The following is a 21139-nucleotide window of genomic DNA, read 5'->3' as shown; positions in this document are numbered from 1 at the left end:
GTTAACAAAAATTATATGATTCGCCTCGTTTGTATTTAAAAAATAATAACTAATCAAGGTTTGAATGAATTTACAAAATTCCCACTCAAAAAAATATGTTTTAACTTTTTTCATGTCAACATGTTTGTTGACTAGTAGCTTTTTAAGTACAAGTGCTAGAGCGGCAAGCTTTAAAGATTTAGTTAGTAAAACCCCGGCATGGGAAAAGCACAATGCAACACAGCAACAAAATATTTGGAACGATTTGACTCAAAATGAAAAAATCAAAAAATGGCAAGAAGCAGCTTTAGTTCCTAGTTTTACTCAAGCACACAATGATCTAGGAATAAAGTATAAGGAAACAGATTTATCAAGTTTTTTAGATAATACTAGACATAAAGCAAGACAAGCAAGAGCTAAAATTTTATTATACATCGAAAGAGTAAAACAACAGGATTTTGATACAAAAAAACAAGAATATATTAATCAAGGTGTAGTTCCTACAGATATAGAAGCAGCAACAAATCTTGGAATAAGTTATGACCCTAGCAAAATAGACAATAATGTAGAACACGATCAAAAGGTACGTCGTGCAGAAAAAGACAAAAAAGCAGTAATCGAACTATATATCAGCTCAATAAACAGAGATATTAAATACAAACATTATGTTGATAATGATATTATCCCTGAACTGCAAGAAGTAAGGACTGCTCTTAACATGAATAAAGATGATGCACAATCTTTTGTTGCTTCAATAAGAACTGAAATTATGGAAAACGCAAAGGGACAATATATAGCCGATAGCCATATTCCTACAGAAAAAGAGTTAAAAAAGAAGTTTGGTATATCTCGTGATGATAATAGAGACGGCTATATTAAGTCAATAAGACTTAAAGTTATGGACAAAGAAAAGCCACAATATATAGCCGATAACCATATTCCTACAGAAAAAGAGCTAGAGCAGAAATTTGGTGCTGATAAAGGTGAGGCAACAAATTATATTGCATCAATAAACCAAATAAGAGCCGGAATAGAAGCAAACCAGTTTCTAAACAACAATGATACTACTAAACCATCTACCGGACGCTCTCAAAAAAAGAGCGGAAGCAAAAACGACCATTGGTATATGTCAAATCAAAGTATAAATGATACAAGAACATCTTCACGGATTTTCACGGGTAGAGCAAAGAAACAACGATATTTTTTTGATCCTATAAGTACTTTTAAAACTCACTTTAATACTAAAGCAAATAAGGGTAATTTAACGCAGTCTCAACACAATATAAATAGAATAATACAACAAGAAGAAAATATTGAAGAATTTAAAAATCTTATTAAAACAGATCCTATAGCAGCATTAACTCTTCAAGTAGATAGTAGTTATAAACAAGAAGCAGTAACGACTATCTTAAGTGATTTTAATGATGATACTATTCAAAGGGTATTATTTAGCAATGATAAGGGACAATTAGATTTCAAGACCAATATTGACGTTAAAAATAGACCTATTTTACAAGAATTATTAGAAAATAGTTCTTCTGAAGAAAAAACTAAATTTGTTGAAAGAATTCAAGACTATGCAACACGAAATATATCTAATAGTCAATTTGAAGAAAAGGCACGATTAGATCTTATCAAACTAGCAGCAAGTAAAGATAAGAGTTCAGTAGAAAACTTTTTAACTCTGCAATTAGAGTTAAAAAACAGAATACAACCCCATATTGCAAACAGCGTCTATGTTTTAACACTAGAAATGGTAAAAGAAATAAATATAGAACTAAAAAATAAAGGGCTAATAAAAGATAGTTTAACTAAAGACTATATGATTAAACTAGCCAAAGAAATAAATAACCACACATTAAATTCAGTAATTAAAGTAATATTATCTGATAGTAACATACTCAGCAATGAAACCAATAAAATTTTAGGGTTAGCAGTAGGTAATAATGCAAATAATTTAGAACAAACACAAAGCGGCATTCCGAATCCACCACCTCTACCGCTAAATGGGGATATTCCAAATCCGCCTCCTCTACCGCTAAACGGAAGCATACCATCACCGCCCTTACATTCTCAAGGCTTTAGTAGCAACTCTAAACATTTTGATTTAAATCAGTTACAAGCAGAATATCCTCACATACATTCATTATATATTCAGTTTACTCACAATACTACTGTTCAATCAAAAGCACCACTTCAACCTACAGCTTCTAGTGCAACCAGCACAGGCAGAAGCACGCCAAAGACAGCTTATGCCAAACTATATGCAGAATATAGAACTGAGACAGGAGGTACAAAAGCTAATGATTTACAAGATCAGCTTATAAAAAGACAAGCTGATCTTACAAATGTTATACGTCAAATATTAACAGAATCATACGCCAACCAAGGAGCTGACGAGAAAACTCTTGTAAATTTATTTAGCATTTCAACCCCTGAAATCGCAGAAAAAGCTAAAGAAGCTTTTAACATCCTTGCTCAAGACCAGTATATAAAAGATATAACCGTAAATGGTAAGAAAACAATAACAAGCGAAGAGATAATTAAAAATCTTTTCAATGAAGACACTGATGATGCAGTAAAACGTATTTTATTATCGTCATGTAAAATATCTGAAGAATTAAAGAGACCTATTAAACTTGAATTCAATAAATCAGAATTGATTAGAGAGTTACAGGGCAAACAAAATCCGTTTAAACAATTAGAATTTGCCTATATTAATGCAAAAAACTTCGATCAAGATATATTTAGCAATAGAGTCGACGAGTTAATTAACAACCCTAATATATTAACTATAGTACAACAAGCTACTTTTTTAATAACAGAAGATACAAACTTAAGAAAAACAATTAATTCTGATCAAGCACAGGCTAAACTTGATGATTTAAGAACAGCTATTTTAAGCACAATAAAATTTGAAGAATTAATTACAGCAAAATTACCTCAACATGATTTTATTGCTATAGTAAAGGAAAAAGACCCCGAATTATTAAAAGAGTTTTTAAAAGCTACTACTCTCAAACTAACAGGTAATAATAATTTAGATCAATTAAGATTAGCTTTGCCTTCATTTACAGACATGAGCAATGAACAAATAAGAATTCTTGCTAATAAATTAAAGATGCCTATAATATTAAAAGCTCTTAAAGAGTGCTCGCAAGAAAAAGCTAAACAACACATCCATACCGGAAACATGCCACCACCACCGCCACTGCCTGATTCACAAGATTTGGAATTAGCTTATCTAACAAGTTTAGGGATTACTAAATTCAATGCAAATACATCTACTTTTAAAACAACTCCAAAAACTTATCGCTTTAGCTCCGATATAGCTTTAAGATATAAAGAATTTACTTTATCAGGACAAAAATCAGCAGGATATAAAGCAAAATACTCCGATGCCGATTTATTGCAAAAAGCTATAGTGGAATCAGTAGCATTTGAGCATTCAAAAAATTTATCTAAAGCTCATCAAAATAATAAGTATTTTGAACAAATCCAAGAAGCAGTCGACACTATGCACCCTCGCTTTATAGGTCCTAGAACTGAAATAGGACAAAAAATACATAATATTTATACTTCTAAACTTTTGGCATTAACAAAAGATAAAGAATTTATTAAATATGTTGAAGATAATATTATACTTAGCAAAAAATTAACGGAGGCGTTTACTTCCGCTGACTCTGATTTTATAGATTCTAGAACTGAAATAGGACAAAAAATACATAATATTTATATACAGCAATTGACAAAATATCCAGAGGAAGCGGTAAAAGAGGCATTTAATACTGCTCACCCTGATTTTATAGGTCCTAGAACTGAAATAGGGCAAGAAGTACATAATATTTATAAATCTCAACTTTTAGAGTTAGCAAAAGATAAAGAATTGTTTCTACTTGTTCAACAAGTACTAGTAGAGTCTGCTGAACTAGAACAAAAATATGGTAGTGATATTCAATCAGAAAATAGTAACGATGAAAAGAAAGTAGGGCGTTTAGATCAGACAAAATTACGATTATTCCAACAAAACGAAGCTACAAATGACGAATCCTCAACAAAGGATGATACACAACCTGAAGATAGCAATAAAAAGTCAGAGCAATCTGATTCAAACACCGCTTTATCACCGAGATTATTGAGTTCTAACGATAGCAAAAATGATAAATCATCAGATTACAAAAAATCACTTCTAGCATTAAGATCTAGTGATGAAGACGATAAAGGGTATGCAACTGATGAAGAAGAATTAGAAGAAAGCAATAGCACCACTGGCGAAGAATTAAAAAAAGATATAGTTTTAGAAAGCGAAGATGAAGCTATCGATGTGTCATTCAAAACTGAAGCAATTACAGAACAAGATGAGGTGACACAGAGACAACAGGTATCTGATGATACTAGTGGGAAAGTAGCAATATTAGTTCAGGCGACTTCAACTCTTCACAAACCTGTTCACTATAATATAAATGATAGATTAAAGGTTGCTGCAATAGGGGCCGGTGATGAAGAAACTAGTATAAACAGAGGGGTATGGATTAGCGGCTTATACGGCATCAGCAAACAAAGAATTTGGAAGAATATTCCAAAATATCAAAATCGTACAACCGGCATAACCATCGGGACTGATGCTGAATTCATCAATAGTCATGATGTTATAGGAATAGCTTATAGCCGTTTGGCATCCCAAATTAAATATAATAAAAAACTAGGGAAAACCGCAGTTAACGGTCATCTTTTAAGCATTTACAGTCTAAAAGAACTAATTAAAGGTTTCTCATTGCAGACTATAACATCTTACGGTCTTAATTATATTAAGAATAGATCTAAAAATATTAATAATATAATTGGAAAATATCAAAACAATAATTTAAGTTTTCAAACTTTATTAACTTATAAATATCGTACAAAATACGATTTACAGTTTATTCCTAATATCGGTTTTCAATATGATTATTCAAGAGCTAGCAACTATAAAGAGTATAATGTAGATATAGAAAATCTCATGATTCAAAAGAAATCAAATCAATTATTTGAAAGTAGCCTTGGCGGTAAAATAGTGTTTAAGCCTATAGTGACCACAAACAATATAGTATTAACACCAAGTTTGTATGGTAATATTGAGCATCACTTCAATAATAAAAATACAAAAGTTAATGCAAAAGCGACTTTTAAAGGACAAACATTACAAGAAACAATTATTACACTAAAACAACCTAAGCTTGGATATAATATCGGTAGTAATATACTTATGAGTAGAAAAAATATCAATGTTCTACTTGAGTATAATTATTATACGCATAGAAAGTATCAAAGCCATCAAGGACTTATTAAACTAAAAGTCAATTTGTAAATCACTAATAGAAAATTTAAATAAGGATAAGCTTTTCCTAAGAGCTTATCCTTTCTTAATAAATAAACTTATTAACCAAACTCCTGCATAGAATACTGGAGTACTAAATATAGTAAAAAATAGTTTAAATGAATAGCTATTAAGTACAAGATGACCTAATTGGTCAAAAGGAAAAATATTAAATAAGCTCATAATCCCAATTACAATAAAAGTATCGATAAATAAAGAAATTGCCGTACTAAAATTATTTCTGATCCATAAATAGATATTAATATCAACAAGTTGAGCTATATAACAGGCAAAAGTTGATACTAAAAAAGATATTAGTAGCTTCCAATTTATCCATGAGACTTATTATTAAAACTACTATTATATTAAAAATAATAGCAAGCTTTACACAAAATTTGGCTCTTTCTTTATTGTAAAACTCAGCTATTAAATCCGTTAATAAAAAAGTTAACGGGTAAAAAATTGCTCCTATAGATAATTCAAGAATATAAAAATTAAAAATATTAAGGTAAACAAATTTTTGCTATATTAAGTTTCCTACTATAATAAGGACTGTAAAAAACGTACATAAAATGATATAAATTTTTTCTTTTATATTAAATTCTATAGACATTTCTAAAATTATTTTAGGTGCAAAAACATTGCTGTACTCTAATAATATATATTGGGAGTTCTGAAAACTATACTAAATTCTCTGATGTCATGCCATTGATCCATAGGTGTTGTTACATGACTCCTGTTATGTCATTCCCGCAAAAGCAGGAATCCAGTACTTTTATCTGTCACCCCGTGGTCAAGCCACGGGGTGACACAGTGGATTTGACCGATCCACGCAACAATACTAACAAAGGTAGACAATGACAAGTATGAGAGATATTACTAAGATAAAGCTGTAACTATTTAGCTATAGGTAAACTATTTTCTGCTTGATTTTCTTCAATTTCATTAATCTTAGAAACTAAATCAGATTTCTTTTTTGAGGAAAGGTTAGCAAGTACTATTGCATTTATTAAAAATAATGTTGTCAGTATTATAGTGCTTTTAGTAAGAAAATTACCGACTGTTTTAGCACTGACTACTCCCATATTATTACCGCCGCTTATACTACTAATTCCATCCGATCCGCTACGCTGCATCAGAATAACTATAATTAGCAATATTGCAATAGTAATATGTACAAAAAGAAGAATGTCTATCATATAATAAAATAATCGTTACCGTATTTTAAATGTAAATCATACATTAGTTTTATATTATTTGCAACTTAGCTTTATAAAATAAACATAATACTATTTAATAGTATCTGACAGAAACTAGACTAAAATCAGCATATGAATTTTTCAAGAAAGGTTAAAAACTCACAAAGCTTAGGATGTGTGGTGGTGCTACTAGGGGGAATCGAACCCCCGACCTCTTCATTACCAATGAAGTGCTCTACCCCTGAGCTATAGTAGCAAGATTATTTCAAACCCTTTTTGGCACATATTTGTCATTAAATCAAGAAAAATTTTGGAAATTCGTTTACTCTTTACAAAAAAGCTCTTATTCGATCTCTTCATTCGCTCCACTTATATGTCCCCCATCATAAGATGCTACTGTAGTTTCATTAGCATGCATCCCAAATTCTTTCTGTAAATAATCACTTAAAATCTTTAGTGTTTTTTCTTTGGTTTGGCATGCTAATATCATTTTATTATCTTGTACTAACTTGTGTAATTTGGGTATCTCTTCTGCAGTAACAAGCCTCATTGCCAAACAACCATTTTCTTCTTATTGTAGAAGGTCAGCCGTTACACTCGTAGTAACTCTATGACATGTACCGAATAAGTCTAGATCTATCCTTGAAATTGCTTCGTCACTAGTTACTTCTTTAAAAGTTCTGGAATGATTGATGTATCCTCAGAGATACTGGCAAAGACTAATCCCTTTGCAGTTATTTTATGTTCACAAGCATCGCCATAGTAATAACTCTTAGGTTTAAAGACTACAATTTTGTTATTAAATTCAACTAGGTTTGCAGGTTTTGTAATTTTTTCATATTTTATCTAAACTTCTATTTTTGTAAAAAGATAAGGCAATCAATGCAAAAATACAGCTTAATATGACATAATAAACTGCTGAGGTTACATGCCCTGTTTTGTGTACTAAATATTCAAAGACAAGAGGCGTAGTACCACCAAAAATACTTGTAGCAGTGTTATATGAAATAGAGAGAGCAGTGTTACGTATATTTGTAGGATACAATTCTGCTTGTAATGCCGGTTCAGGACCAATATAGCTAGCAGCAAGTATAGCAAGTATCAATTGTGAGATAATTACACTTGTGAAGACCCCATTCTCAAAATTATTAAGTAAAAATGGCGTTGTTACAATAATTATTATCAGATTAATTACAAAAATTTTCCTGCGACCTATAATATCGGATAGATAACCGCTTAATAAAGTTACGGCTATCATAATCACGTAACACACGCTAGCAAGGCTATTTACCTCATTTTCAGTAAAGTTGCGGCTGATTTTTAAAAACGATACCAAGTAAATTGTAGTTAGATAGAATATTATCGAACCGGGAGCATTGATAAAAATCGAGATTAATATATCAAACCAATAATTGGTAATGACTTTTTTTAATGGTGATTGTAAAATCTTTTTCTGCTCTCTTAGATTTTTAAAATTCGGTGTTTCGTGTGTATTTTTTTTAATATAAAATGCTGCAAAAAGAATAAAAAAACCAAGTAAAAAAGGTATTCTCCAGCCAAAACTATCAAATTGTGAAGCTGTTAGGATATTCTTAACTATATAAGAAACAAAAGAACCAAGCAATAAACCAGCGCATATACTAGACATTGAAATACTACCGATGAAGCCTTGGTGTTTATGGCTAGTATGCTCAATAACAAAGGAAATAGAGCCGGTCAAAACTCCCCCCATTGATAATCCTTGTAGAATTCGTACACAAATCATTAATATAGTCGCAGTTATACCGATAGTATGGTAAGTTGGTAATATTCCTATTAATACGGTTGGGGCAGACATGCAAAATAACGCACTAGTTAAGGCTACTTTGCGTCCAAATCTATCACCGATAACACCAAAAAATATGCCGCCCAACGGTCTTGCCAAATAACCTATAGCAAATACTAAAAAAACTTGCAGTAAAGAAGTATTAGCATCATCATTTGGAAAAAATTTTGTTCCTATTATGGGTGCAAAATAACCGAATAATACATAATCATACCATTCAAAAATGTTAGCGATACCGCTTGAAAATACTAGTTTACTGCAATTCATGTTTTCTATTCATAGCTTTTTTTTCGGAATATATTATAAACAAGGTGGTAGGAATTATTATTACTGCTCCATGAAGTGTGCTTTTATCAGGAAATTCGTTAAATATGAAATATGCCGCTATTACCGAAATCACCAGCTCTAAATATCTATAAGGAGCGGTAGCGGTTGCATCTACCATGGAAAAAGCTTTAAGCAGGAAGAATAATATTAAGCTTCCGCTACTACCGAGTACAAACAATAAAGCTAATTCAAAACTACTAGGAGTTAGCCAATACTGCGATGCTACAGGTAACGACACTATAGCAGTTACTATTGCCGAATAAAATAGCATGCTAATCATCGATTCTTTTATTACGAATTTTTTATTAATAATATCAAGCATAGCAAATGAAATAGCGGCTAATACAAAATACAAAATTTCTGGGTTAAAATCCTCGGCATGCGGTTTAAGCGTAATAACAAGTCCTATAAATCCTACTACGGTAACTACCCATCTTGGCCAAATAATATTTTCGTTCAGAAAAAATACGGCAAGTATTAAAGTAAATAAAGGAATAGAAAAACTTACGACTGTTGCAGTAGTAACGGGAGCTATGGTAAGACCGTAAGTCCAAGAAGTCATACCGAAAAATAATAATAACCCTCTTAATATATGTACAAAAGGACGACTTGTTTTTAAAGTATTTTTACCATAATAAACAACAAAAGGTAGTAAAACTATGCTACTGAAAAAGAAGCGGAAAAAAGCTACTTCAAAGCTATGTAAACGAGTCCCAAGATATTTAGATATTACATCATTGGCACTACTACTTACTAAACTAAGTAAAAACCAACCTATACCGGTTAAATATGTTTTTAATGCATCATTCATTAATATGCTCCAATAATTTCTATAATTTTACTTAAATGTCTTGACTTTTAGCATAAAAGAATTCTATCTTTTATGACAATGGTATAAATATATAAACAAAAATTTTATATAATAATACGGTAATCAATTTTAAGCAAGTAAAGGTTATAATTATATGTTAAGAATAGTGAAAAAATTAGGGATAATTTTGTTTGTATCCACCATAAGTATTAATAGTTTTGCTAAAAGCATGTATGATTATGTAGACTCTGCTTCTGACTATGATAGTACACCGTATTACGAAAACGAAGGCAGTTTAGTTTTCAAGATGCGTCTAGGAGGTGTTGTTTCAAGTGCTAAGCAAAAAGGATTACCTACTCCTACCTCTCCTCAACCTGTTTCAGTAGGAGAAGTGGCAAAAAACGGTTATGGAGGTGATGCGTCCACTACTATATTCTTTAATAATTATTTAGCTACTGAATTATCACTTGGCTTTAATGTTTTACGCACTAAATATACATCCCTTGCAGCCGTTGCTCATAATTATGGCGTTGATAATGTTAAACTAGGAAAAAACAAACCTATTTATATGATTCCTGCAACAGTTACCGGACAATTTCATATAGCTCCTTATGGTGGAATAAGACCATATATAGGTATAGGTTATCACAGTTCTTATATGCTTACTCAAGCTACCGGTCTTAAAATTAGAAACGGACACGGTGCCGTAGGACAAATAGGTGTAGATTTTTATGCTACAGACGATACTTTAATCAATATTGACGTAAGACAATTTTTCTTAAATCCTAAACTTGAGTATAAACCGAATTTAGTAGGTAATAAAACCATGACCTCTAAAGTTAAACTTAATCCTTTAATAGTTTCTATAGGTATAGGATTTACTTTTTAGCCTTGTTGCATGGTTCTTGAAGCGTATTTGTCATCCCGCGACTTGATCGCGGGATCCAGTTTTTTTATTTTTTTTGGATACCGTGGTCAAGCCGCGGTATGACACTAAATAGCTAATAATATAAACATACATTCACCTATGTCCCTACAAATTATCCAGTTATTATACTTAGTTGCGGCTGTTTGCTTTATTCTATCACTCAAATTCTTATCCTCACAGAAACAAGCACGTTTAGGCAGTACCATAGGTATTTTGGGGATGGCGATAGCAGTCATCGTTACTTTTTTCCTACCGGATTTTACTCATAAATTACCCATTATAGCAACCATATTATTAGGTGCTGTAATCGGCGGGATTATCGCACTTAAAATCTCCATGACACAATGCCTCAATTAGTAGCGGGATTTCACTCTTTTGTCGGTCTTGCTGCGGTATTTGTAGCTTATGCTACAGTACTTGCTCCTGAAAATTTTTCTATAGGAATAGCAGGAAGTTTACCGATTAATGCATTAATAGAAATATTAGTAGGCGTCTCTATCGGTGCTTTAACTTTTAGCGGTTCGATTATAGCTTTTCTAAAACTACAAGGCTTAATGAAAAGTAGCGCGTTAAAATTCTACGGTCAGCAATATATATGCTTATTAACGGCAATAATATTGGTTATTCTAGTAATATCGTTTATTCGTTCAGAGAATATATTTTTATTTAATCTAATAGTCTTTTTATCACTGTTAATCGGAGTATTACTAATAATACCGGTAGGCGGTGCAGATATGCCTGTTATAGTCTCAATGCTAAATTCTTATTCAGGTTTTGCGGCAGCAGGTATAGGCTTTACGCTTGGCAATAGCCTACTTATTATTACTGGAGCATTAGTCGGTAGTAGCGGAGCTATACTTAGCTATATAATGTGCAAAGCAATGAATCGCTCATTAATTAAGGTTATTTTTGGGGCGTTTTTGCCTGCACCTACTGGAATTAACAAGGATATAGACGACAATAAAATAGCAAAAACAAGCTGCCCTGAAGATGCGGCACATTTACTACTTAATACATCATCGGTGATAATTGTTCCCGGTTACGGTATGGCAGTAGCCCAATCTCAGCATATCATAAAAGAGATGGTTGATATATTAGAACGTTCAGATATTAATGTACGTTTTGCCGTACATCCGGTAGCAGGTAGAATGCCGGGGCATATGAATGTTTTACTTGCAGAAGCTAATATAGATTATGAGAAAGTACTTGAGCTTGAAGAAATTAATAGAGATTTCGCTACCACTGACGTAGTGCTTGTGATTGGTGCAAATGACGTAACTAATCCTGCTGCTAAAAATGATCCGAACAGTCCAATTTACGGTATGCCGGTACTCGATGTCGAAAAAGCACGTACGATTTTGTTTATTAAACGTTCTATGGCATCCGGATATGCAGGTATAAAAAATGCGCTATTTTATCACGATAATACTTTTATGTTATTCGGCGATGCTAAGAAAGTAGTTGAGGAGATAGTTAAGTTTCTAAATGAAGATTGACTTAAATAACTCTATTTGTTATATTTTCTTAAATTAAGCTAAAAAACAATTATAATGAATTCGCAAAAAACATTACCGCTTCTGCCAAAAGCCACGGCTATATGGTTAATTGAAAATACTTCTTTAACTTTTAAACAAATTGCCGATTTTTGCGGTATTCATGAATTTGAAATAAAAGGTATGGCTGACGGTGAAGTAGCACACTCTATAAAAGGTTTAAATCCAATTGCAAACGGTCAGTTAACTTTAGAGGAAATTGAGCGTTGCAGTAAAGATCCTAATGCTAATTTACAAATTTCATATAGCCCTGCTGATGAATTGATGAAAAATCAGAAAAAAAAACGTGCTAAATACACTCCTATAGCAAGACGTCAAGATAAACCGGATGCTATATATTGGTTATTGTCTAATTATCCGAACATCCAAGACCATCAAATAATTAAATTAATAGGTACTACTAAAATTACTATAGATGCTATTAGAACCCGTAGCCATTGGAATATGAATTCTATTCGTCCTCGTGATCCCGTATTACTGGGGATCTGTAGTCAAATAGACCTGAATAAAATAGTAGAAAGCCTAAAGCCTCCACAAAATCCTACAAAAGAATCATAAAATTATACTAACTGCTATCCTGCGAAAAGCTTGCTTACGTGAATTATTTTTGATTGTTACCACGCCTTGATCAGCGTTATTGCGTGGCTCGTTTATGTCATTTCTGTATAGTCAGAACATTGCTGGATGGACCGGTAAAATCCACTGTGTCACCCCGTGGCTTGACCCACGGGATCCAAAAAAAACCTAAAATACTATTAATAGTATTTTAAGCTAGATTCCGTGGTCAAGCCACGGAATGACAACGGATGCGTTTTTCAATCCACACTGACAATACTTTTCTCACAAACGGATTTTTTTATGGAGTAGAAAAGTGATTATTGCCTAATAAATCGTTTATCGCTAGGTAAAGTATAACTTTTATCGGTAGAACGATAGGGACAAATATCAATTCCTCCACGCCTAGCATATACTATATAAATAGAAAGAAAATCAGGACTTATAGCGTTTTTAATATCTGTAAAAATACGCTCAGCACACTGCTCTGCAAACTCATTACAATTTCTAAAAGATATTAAATATTTCAGAAAAGAATCATATTTTAACTTTTTTCCTTTATATTTTATAACGATTGTACCCCAATCCGGTTGACTGGTTACTAGGCAATTTGATTTGAGTAAATTAGAATTAATCTCTTCTTCTACCAAAACATCTTCATACTCAATTAAACTATTATCGGGTGCACCGTAATTATTGCATACTATATCTAAATCATCGATATTTTTACCACTGGGAACACCAAATTCTACTTTTGTATTTATAGGAAATATACGTCCTGTTACTTTAGCGTGTGTAACATTACTTAGATCCTGCAAGATAATTCTTTCTAGTTCTTTTACTGATTCAACAACAAAGTTATTAAAAGAATTTAGATATAATTTAAATGATTTTGATTCTACTATATTTTCAGAATCCGTCGGTATATAAAAAGTGCCTACTCCAACCCATGGCTTACCGTTCTTATTAAGGCAAGATAGTTCATATGTATTCCAAACATCTACACCGTAAAACGGAAGATTATTACTATTTATTCCAAGTTCGTTTCGATTATTTATACGTGGAATTTTAAATAATAAAGTCACATCATAACTATCTTTATAAGTACTTTTTTTACCAAGTAAAGAAGTAGATAAAGGCATTAATTATGCTCCTTGTGCTAAAATTTCTTTTTGTTGTAACTCATCATATTCTTTTAGCATATAACCACGTCCCCATACTGTGTCGATATAATCTCTACCGCCGGCAGCATCACTTAACTTTTTACGAAGTTTACAAATAAATACGTCAATAATTTTCATTTCCGGTTCATCAACACTACTATATAAGTGATTTAAGAACATTTCTTTAGTTAAGATAGTTCCTCTTCGGAGTACTAATAGCTCTAAAATAGCATATTCTTTGTTCGTCAAATGTACTTTTTTGCCGTCAACTTCTACACTTCTAGTATCTAGGTTTATGCTAACCTTATCAAACCTAAATACTGATGCTGCATGACCTTTAGAACGTCTAACTATAGCTTTAATTCTAGCAATTAATTCCTCTCTTACAAACGGCTTGGTTAGATAATCATCGGCTCCGGAAGAGAAACCAGTAATCTTTTGATACGTATCCGTTAAGCTAGATAAAATTAAGATTGGGGTTTTTATTTTTGCAGCACGCAATCTTAGTAATATCTTAAAACCATTAATATCCGGTAACATAAGGTCTAAGATTACTAGATCATAACCACCAACTTTACCAAGTCTTAAACCTTCTACACCAACTGAAGCTTTATCGCAAACTATCCCTTCTGAAGCTAAAGTTAGTTCAATTAAGTTAGCCATTTCCGGCTCGCCTTCAATTAACAAAACTCTCATTATTTTTCTCCATAAAATTCAATTTTTATATTGTGCTATAATTTAATTACAGGTAATTATTGTTAACTACATTATAATTTTTTATCTAGTGCTGTATACATTCATTAATAATATAAGTAAAGAATATTTAATCAAATTGATAAAATTTTTACTATTAAGATCTATCTGTGGTTTAAAAACCATGGCGTTTAAAATGAAATTTATTAAATAATTAAATGATTTTCTTAGTTTTGATGCTCTGACATTTTCTTATGATATAAGGCACCAAAATCTATAGGATCAATCATTAAAGGCTGGAATCCTGCATCTTGAGTACAGCTAGCTATAATTTTTCTGGCAAATGGAAATATCATTGCCGGACAATGAACGGATAATAAAACCGGATGTTGTTCAGAATCAATATTAATTAAATTAAATACTCCAGCATATTTTAATTCTATCTGAAATAATTTATATTTCTCATTTCTTGCAATTGCCTCGATATTTAACTCTACTTCATAGAAATTTTCTTCCGATAAATTAGTAATATTTATATCTAGAGATAAATCAATTTGAGGGCGTTGATCCAAAGCCGCAAGAGAAGACGGGGCAGAAGGATTCTCAAGAGATAAATCTTTTATATATTGTGCATTAACGGAAATATGCGGCATTGTCTTATTAGTATCGGTGTTTATTGTACTCATAAAAATCCTTATTAAAAATTTAATATAATTTTTTACATAAAAAAGTTATGTTAGCGGTAAAGTTACGCCTACTTGTTTCATATATTTTCCTTGGCGATCGGCATATGAAGTATCACAAATTTGATCACTCTTTAAAAATAAAAACTGACAAGCTCCTTCATTTGCATATATTTTAGCAGGTAATGGAGTAGTATTAGAAAACTCTAAAGTTACATGTCCTTCCCACTCCGGTTCTAACGGAGTCACATTTACTATTATACCGCATCTTGCATAAGTGGACTTGCCGACACAAATAACTAATACATCACGCGGTATTTTAAAATATTCTATAGTTCTGCCAAGGGCAAAGCTATTAGGTGGGATAATACACACATCTACTTCTCTATCAACTAAATTATATTCACTGAAATTTTTTGGATCAACCGTAGTAGAATTTATATTGGTGAATATTTTAAATTCATTAGATACTCTAGCATCATAGCCGTAAGAAGATAAGCCGTAAGAAATAATCTTTTCTTTATTATGCACTCTTACCTGCTTTTCCGCAAAGGGCCTTATCATACTGTGATTTATAACAGCTTCTTTTATCCACTTATCTGACATTATAGCCATAATCAAAACTTGATTTAATTAATAAACTAATGATTATAACTCATAATTATTTACAATACAAAATTTTTCTTTAAAACTATAAGTCTGAGACTACTTGAATAATGATAGTGATAATAATACAACATTATATACTTAAAATTATATTACAAATTAAAATAGTTTTTTATTGTCAATTTTGAATAAGTATTATTATATTATAGCATAGTTAATTTTATATTTATTAATACTAAAAATTTACTTTGTATAGTAAATTTTATTAAGTTTATAGGAGCTTTATTAAAGTGAAAAAATTATTATTAGCTGCAAGTATTATTTGCCTTGCATCGGCTGGTCTTGCCGAAGAAAATCCAACACCTGTTATTTCTAATTCTGATACTGAAATAAAATTAGAAGGATTCTATTTATTTGAAAACGGTTATATTAAACAGGATCACTTAATTTTATTTGATAAAAATGTAACTGATAACAGGAAAAAGCTAGGGTTTTACACGGAAGCAGCGTTTGCGGCCACTATTGCTAAAACTATCAATGATGTAATAGCAGGTGCTAAAATAGTGCTTCAGCCTACTACAAGAGCAAAAACCTCTACAAGTTATAATGGATCACATATATTTATTGAAACTAGTTACGGTAAAGTAGAACTAGGTTCTCCTGCTGATGCAAGCGCTAAGTTGCGTATTACCGGTAGTCAAGTAACTGCAGGTACCGGAGGATGGTCTAGATATGCTCTACTTGACGGTCAATATATGCGATATAATGGTTTAAAATCGGATTTTGATACTAATGCTAGCTTTTATCTTGAGTCATACTCTAATTCTTTTGATCAAATCAATGATAAAGCTGAGAGAGCTAGAAGATTGAATTTTTTCACGCCTAAAATGAAAGGCTTCCAAGCCGGAGTTTCTTATACTCCCGATACTGCTAATACAGGCGGTAATAGAGATATAAATAATTTAACGCTTGAAAGCTCAGGCAGAAACGGAGTTAGTGTTTCTAAAACCGGAATAAAGACGGTTAAATTAGAGAATAACGAAACCATGACTATTAATCAGAATATTAGGGATGCTTTTTCTGCCGGCTTAACTTATGAACATGAAATTAGCGAAGATGCAGACTTAAAACTATCTGTCACCGGAGAATACGGTAAACCTGCTCGTCGTCTTATTCATGCTAAAATGGACGGAACTACAATTCAAGTGCTTAATACCTATAAACTTTCTAATTTAAAAGCATATAATCTTGGAGCTGTATTTACTTACGGTAATTTCTCTTGTGGTGCTTCTTACGGTAATTTAGGTAAAAGCTTAACCGCTAAGGAATATTATAAAGTCGGTCGTGATACCTATTATTACAATGGAGCAGTTGCTTATGGACAAGGACCTATAAAAACAAGTCTTGAATATCTTAAAACTTCAAGATATAAAAACACCGTTGATGCTGTAAGCCTCGCTACTGAATATAAGATCATGCCTGGTTTATTACCATATGCTGAAATTTCTCATTTCCAAGCTAAAGGTAAACCTGTATATTATCCTGAAGCACCTAGTAAAACAACACGAGGTACTGTTGGTCTTATAGGTACAAAACTTAAGTTTTAATTATTTACAAATTAATTGCCATCACTATTATAATCAAGGCTTAGAGTAATCTTATGCCTTGATTATTATATTTTTTTTAATTGAACTATCAATAAACTTTATAGTTCCGTTGTTGTAATAATCTTGTTTTCTCTTCTGTTAAATCTTTAAACCATTCTATTAGCTTACAGTACTCTAATTCTTGTCAAATTATGCTTAGCTTTTGTACTTCAAGTACCGGCCCAAACCTTGAAAAATTCATTCTATACTGCCTTTTGATTAAATAAAATTATATATTTTACTTTTTTTATTTTTAGATATTGATTTTCTCTGATTACCATATATTGTGATGCAACCACAATATATGGTAATCATGTGATATATGATTTTTATTATTTTAAAACAGGAGTAACACTGTGAATCATGCTCAATTTACAAGCTCAGGATATGCCTTTGTAAATGGATTAAAAGCAGTTACAAGATATGCAACCGCTTCTAAATTATTATTTAAAGATGCATATAATTTTGTTTCTAGTTCCAACTTAAAAAATATTTACAATATTACATGCTTTAAATATTCAGAAAGTCTATACAAAAGACAGGGATTTTGAGGCAGCATTGAAGTTTTTTAATATGCAACAGGATAATTCTCTAAAGATATGTAACTCAGAACATCGAAAACCAGCATCAGAGGACAATGAAAATCTTTTCCCTCCTATATTAATATGATGAAAATCTATTATTTTTTGGGAAGCCCATAGGAGGTAATTTACCGGTACTACCTCTTTTGCCTAAAAATGCAACAATGTTTTTCTCAAGTTTTACTTTTCCATTGTTATTCCAACCTAAGCCGTCTTCTTTATTGAATATTTTAATATCTAGAAGCTTAGCATTCTTAAATTTTTGCAGCGTTACACCTTGCCCTTTTTTCATTTCAGGTATTTCATCTATATTAAATACCAATAATTTACGACTTTCACCGATACAAGCAATACTATCACCGTTTACAGGTAAACAAGCTATACATACATGACCATCCGGTACATTCATAATTTGCTTTCCTGTTTTTGTTTGAGCCATTACTTCATTTGAATTAACTAAAAACCCCTTACCTACACTACTTGCAAGTAATAAAAGCTGATCAGGTTTATAGACTAAAATATTCGTAATATCGTTATTACCTATATCCACAAGTAGCTTTATAGATTCCCCTGTTCCTTTACCTTTGGAAATATTATCGGCAAGCAAAGTAAAAAATCTGCCTTCTGAACTAACTATTAATATTTTATCAGTCGTGTAAGCTTCTAAAATAAATTTTTCTGCATCACCTTCTTTATATTTGATAGTCGATAAATCGGTGTTATGACCTTTTAACGAACGCACCCACCCCATTTTTGAGCAGATAATAGTAATCGGCTCTTTAGTAATGAAAGCCGTTATATCAACTACTTGATTCGTAAACGTTACTTCCTCAAAGCTTGTACGCCTTGCTCCTATTACCGTATTTAATCCAAATTTCGTTTGTACTGTTTTGATTTCTTTTTTAACTATTTTCCATAGTTCTTTAGGATTATTTAGAATTTCTTCTAATATAGCTTGTTGCTTCTGCAAATTACTATGCTCATTAATAATTTCCTGCTCTTCAAGCTTGCGAAGCGAGCGAAGACGGGTATTTAATATCGCTTCTACTTGTATTTCGGTTAGTTTAAACCGCTCCATCATTATCGCTTTTGGCTCATCTTCTTCACGAATAATTTTAATTATCTCATCAAGATTTAGATAAGCTATCCTAAGTCCTTTTAGAATTTCTAAACGATGCTTGATTTTGTTTAAAAGATAAGTTGATCTGCGAGTAACAATATTTTGTCTATGATATAGAAACTCTTGTAAAATCTCTAAAATATTCATTACTCTCGGCACGTTATTACTGCCGATCACATTCATATTTAACTGAATGCGGCTTTCTAAATTCGTTAGCTTGAATAGAGATTCCATAACTATTTGCGGATCACATCCCCGATCTGTCGGCTCTATAACCAACCTTATAATGTCTGTTGATTCATCTCTAATATTGCTAACAAGGGGAATTTTTTTATCCTTTAGTAATATTGCTATTTGTTCTATAAGTTTTGATTTCTGAACCTGATAAGGTATCTCGGTTACGACTATCTGATATGTACCGTAACTTAGCTCCTCTTTTTCCCATCTGCTTCTCACTCTAAGACTACCGCGTCCAGTAGTATATGCAGCATTAATAACTTCAGCTTTATCAATAATTATGCCGCCGGTCGGAAAATCAGGACCTTTGACAAAGTTCATTATATCGTTAATTTCAGCTTTCGGATGGTTAATTAAATGTATTAGAGCATCACAAAGCTCATGTAAATTATGCGGCAGTATATTGGTTGCCATACCGACTGCTATCCCTTCAGAACCATTAGCTAGTAAATTCGGAAAACTTGCCGGCATTATTACCGGTTCTAAATCGGAACCATCATAAGTAGGGCGAAAATCTACCGTATCTTTATCGATGTCCTCCATTAATAACGTACATATGTCCGTCATACGTGATTCAGTATAACGCATAGCTGCTGCATTATCACCGTCGATAGAGCCGAAATTACCCTGCCCATCAATTAAAGGATAACGCAACGAAAAATGCTGAGCAAGGCGTACCAAGGTATCATACACTGCCACATCACCGTGCGGGTGGTATTTACCTATTACGTCACCGACCACCCTAGCACATTTCTTATAGCCGGAATTCGGCTCAAGCCTTAACTGTAGCATTGCGTATAATAACCTACGATGTACAGGCTTGAGTCCGTCACGTACGTCAGGAAGCGAACGTGACATAATTGTTGATAACGCATAAGCAAGATAACGCTCTGATAATGCATTACCAAAGTCAATATTTTCTATTTTATCTTCTTTCATAAGTTATTTAGTTTTTATTTATAGTCGTTGTTGCGTGGTTCTCTATGTCATTCCTGCGAACGCAGGAATCCAGAAAAAAAGTATAAACACAGCAAATTCTTAAAATTAAAAGCTCGATTTATCTCGCTTTATGATAGATTTCTGCTTTCGCAGGAATGACATAAGAGTATACAAATATCACTTCAACACACAACTCTGCTTATTATAAGCTAATTTCTTACAAACCGCTTTAGCTTGACTAAGACTACCATAATCACCGGCTAAGATTAAATAGAAAAATTTGCCGTCGTCATATTTAACTTTTTTGGTTGTGATAACAACATTTTTAAGAATTTTCGGGAATTGCTTTTTTATTCTTTCTCCTTCTTTCATTGCTTCTGTTTCAGATTTTACCGAACCTAGTTGTACTTTATAACTTTCATTATTTTTACAATTTTTAGCATTACTAACCTTATCTTTACTTCCTTTTTCAAGCTTTATTATATTTAAATCCGTTTCATTTTTGGAGTTATTATTTGGCTCTATTAATGCAATAAGGTTAGATATTTCATCAAAAGATTCATCGCTTTGACTTTGGTTGCGAGAATCTATACTCATAGGTTTCTCAGGGTCAGGAAGCAATTTTACGGTTTTAATATTTGTATCTTTAGCAATAAGATTTTCATATATCGTACTATGTACTGCGGCTATTTGGTTATTTTCTATTATAGACGGTTTTATTTTTGTAGGCAGCTCATCAGGATAAATAGTAATTACTGGCTTGCTATTCTGATAATATTGATAACCAAAATAAATAGCGGACATACATACTAAAAATACTAGAAATATTTTAATAAAAATATTATTGATCATATTTAGTAATTTGATAATAGAAAAACGTCATTGCGAGGAAAAATTGTAAGTTTTGACGAAGCACTCTCAGGAGTATTATTTCATGA

The 21139-nt window shown here is 32.0% G+C and carries 14 protein-coding genes, 1 tRNA gene and 2 pseudogenes; 5 read left to right on the top strand and 12 right to left on the bottom strand.

Annotated features, from left to right (window positions below; translation table 11 throughout):
• Positions 1–64: 64 nt before the first annotated feature.
• Complete coding sequence (locus RPR_RS02735) at positions 65–5326, top strand: autotransporter outer membrane beta-barrel domain-containing protein (RefSeq protein ID WP_187145801.1); 5262 nt, start codon at positions 65–67, stop codon at positions 5324–5326.
• Positions 5327–5371: 45 nt separating this feature from the next.
• Here the strand turns inward: RPR_RS02735 and RPR_RS02730 are convergent.
• From RPR_RS02730 to RPR_RS02700, 6 genes and pseudogenes are all read right to left on the bottom strand, one after another.
• Positions 5372–5948: pseudogene (locus RPR_RS02730) on the bottom strand (queuosine precursor transporter).
• 283 nt (positions 5949–6231) lie between these two features.
• Positions 6232–6534, bottom strand: coding sequence for a preprotein translocase subunit SecG (gene secG, locus RPR_RS02725; protein ID WP_004996773.1), 303 nt, complete (start codon positions 6532–6534; stop codon positions 6232–6234).
• A gap of 181 nt (positions 6535–6715) precedes the next feature.
• Positions 6716–6790: transfer RNA gene (locus RPR_RS02720), tRNA-Thr, on the bottom strand.
• A gap of 87 nt (positions 6791–6877) precedes the next feature.
• Positions 6878–7090, bottom strand: coding sequence for a hypothetical protein (locus tag RPR_RS02715; protein ID WP_085065637.1), 213 nt, complete (start codon positions 7088–7090; stop codon positions 6878–6880).
• 279 nt (positions 7091–7369) lie between these two features.
• Positions 7370–8626, bottom strand: a complete 1257-nt coding sequence (locus RPR_RS02705; RefSeq protein WP_012736606.1) for an MFS transporter — start codon at positions 8624–8626, stop codon at positions 7370–7372.
• On the bottom strand, positions 8613–9497 hold the full coding sequence (locus RPR_RS02700; RefSeq protein ID WP_012736605.1) for a DMT family transporter: 885 nt from the start codon (positions 9495–9497) through the stop codon (positions 8613–8615). Before RPR_RS02700 ends, RPR_RS02705 begins: the two co-directional genes overlap by 14 nt.
• Positions 9498–9651: 154 nt before the next feature.
• Between RPR_RS02700 and RPR_RS02695 the strand changes: the two genes are divergently transcribed.
• The 3 genes and pseudogenes from RPR_RS02695 to RPR_RS02680 all read left to right on the top strand — a co-directional run bounded on the left by RPR_RS02695 (position 9652) and on the right by RPR_RS02680 (position 12536).
• Complete coding sequence (locus tag RPR_RS02695) at positions 9652–10386, top strand: OmpW family outer membrane protein (protein ID WP_012736604.1); 735 nt, start codon at positions 9652–9654, stop codon at positions 10384–10386.
• A gap of 138 nt (positions 10387–10524) precedes the next feature.
• Positions 10525–11921: pseudogene (locus tag RPR_RS02685) on the top strand (NAD(P)(+) transhydrogenase (Re/Si-specific) subunit beta).
• Between the two features lie 54 nt (positions 11922–11975).
• Positions 11976–12536, top strand: coding sequence for a cell cycle transcriptional regulator TrcR (locus RPR_RS02680; RefSeq protein ID WP_012736602.1), 561 nt, complete (start codon positions 11976–11978; stop codon positions 12534–12536).
• A 317-nt stretch (positions 12537–12853) separates the two neighbouring features.
• Here RPR_RS02680 and queF read toward each other — a convergent pair whose 3' ends face one another.
• From queF to dcd, 4 genes are all read right to left on the bottom strand, one after another.
• Positions 12854–13675 carry an NADPH-dependent 7-cyano-7-deazaguanine reductase QueF gene (queF, locus tag RPR_RS02675; protein ID WP_012736601.1) on the bottom strand — a complete coding sequence of 274 codons (822 nt, stop codon included), beginning with the start codon at positions 13673–13675 and terminating at the stop codon, positions 12854–12856.
• A gap of 3 nt (positions 13676–13678) precedes the next feature.
• Positions 13679–14392, bottom strand: coding sequence for a response regulator transcription factor CtrA (gene ctrA / locus RPR_RS02670; RefSeq protein WP_012736600.1), 714 nt, complete (start codon positions 14390–14392; stop codon positions 13679–13681).
• A 224-nt stretch (positions 14393–14616) separates the two neighbouring features.
• The gene (gene secB, locus RPR_RS02665; RefSeq protein ID WP_012736599.1) at positions 14617–15075 is read right to left on the bottom strand and encodes a protein-export chaperone SecB; all 459 of its coding nucleotides are present in this window, start codon (positions 15073–15075) and stop codon (positions 14617–14619) included.
• A gap of 45 nt (positions 15076–15120) precedes the next feature.
• Positions 15121–15687 carry a dCTP deaminase gene (gene dcd, locus RPR_RS02660; RefSeq protein WP_004996797.1) on the bottom strand — a complete coding sequence of 189 codons (567 nt, stop codon included), beginning with the start codon at positions 15685–15687 and terminating at the stop codon, positions 15121–15123.
• A gap of 281 nt (positions 15688–15968) precedes the next feature.
• Between dcd and RPR_RS02655 the strand changes: the two genes are divergently transcribed.
• Entirely contained in the window at positions 15969–17285 is a 1317-nt protein-coding gene (locus tag RPR_RS02655) for a porin (RefSeq protein ID WP_012736598.1), read from the top strand.
• 699 nt (positions 17286–17984) lie between these two features.
• On the opposite strand, the gene parC is transcribed toward RPR_RS02655, so the two are convergent.
• Both parC and RPR_RS02645 read right to left on the bottom strand, forming a co-directional pair.
• Positions 17985–20201, bottom strand: coding sequence for a DNA topoisomerase IV subunit A (gene parC, locus RPR_RS02650; RefSeq protein WP_012736597.1), 2217 nt, complete (start codon positions 20199–20201; stop codon positions 17985–17987).
• A 177-nt stretch (positions 20202–20378) separates the two neighbouring features.
• Entirely contained in the window at positions 20379–21053 is a 675-nt protein-coding gene (locus tag RPR_RS02645) for an SPOR domain-containing protein (RefSeq protein ID WP_012736596.1), read from the bottom strand.
• Positions 21054–21139 lie beyond the last annotated feature (86 nt).

Origin of the sequence: Rickettsia peacockii str. Rustic, from assembly GCF_000021525.1 — a bacterium.
Taxonomy (GTDB): Bacteria; Pseudomonadota; Alphaproteobacteria; order Rickettsiales; family Rickettsiaceae; genus Rickettsia; species Rickettsia rickettsii.
Note: the sequence above shows the minus strand (reverse complement) of the source record. Positions and strands in the feature narration are given on the sequence as shown.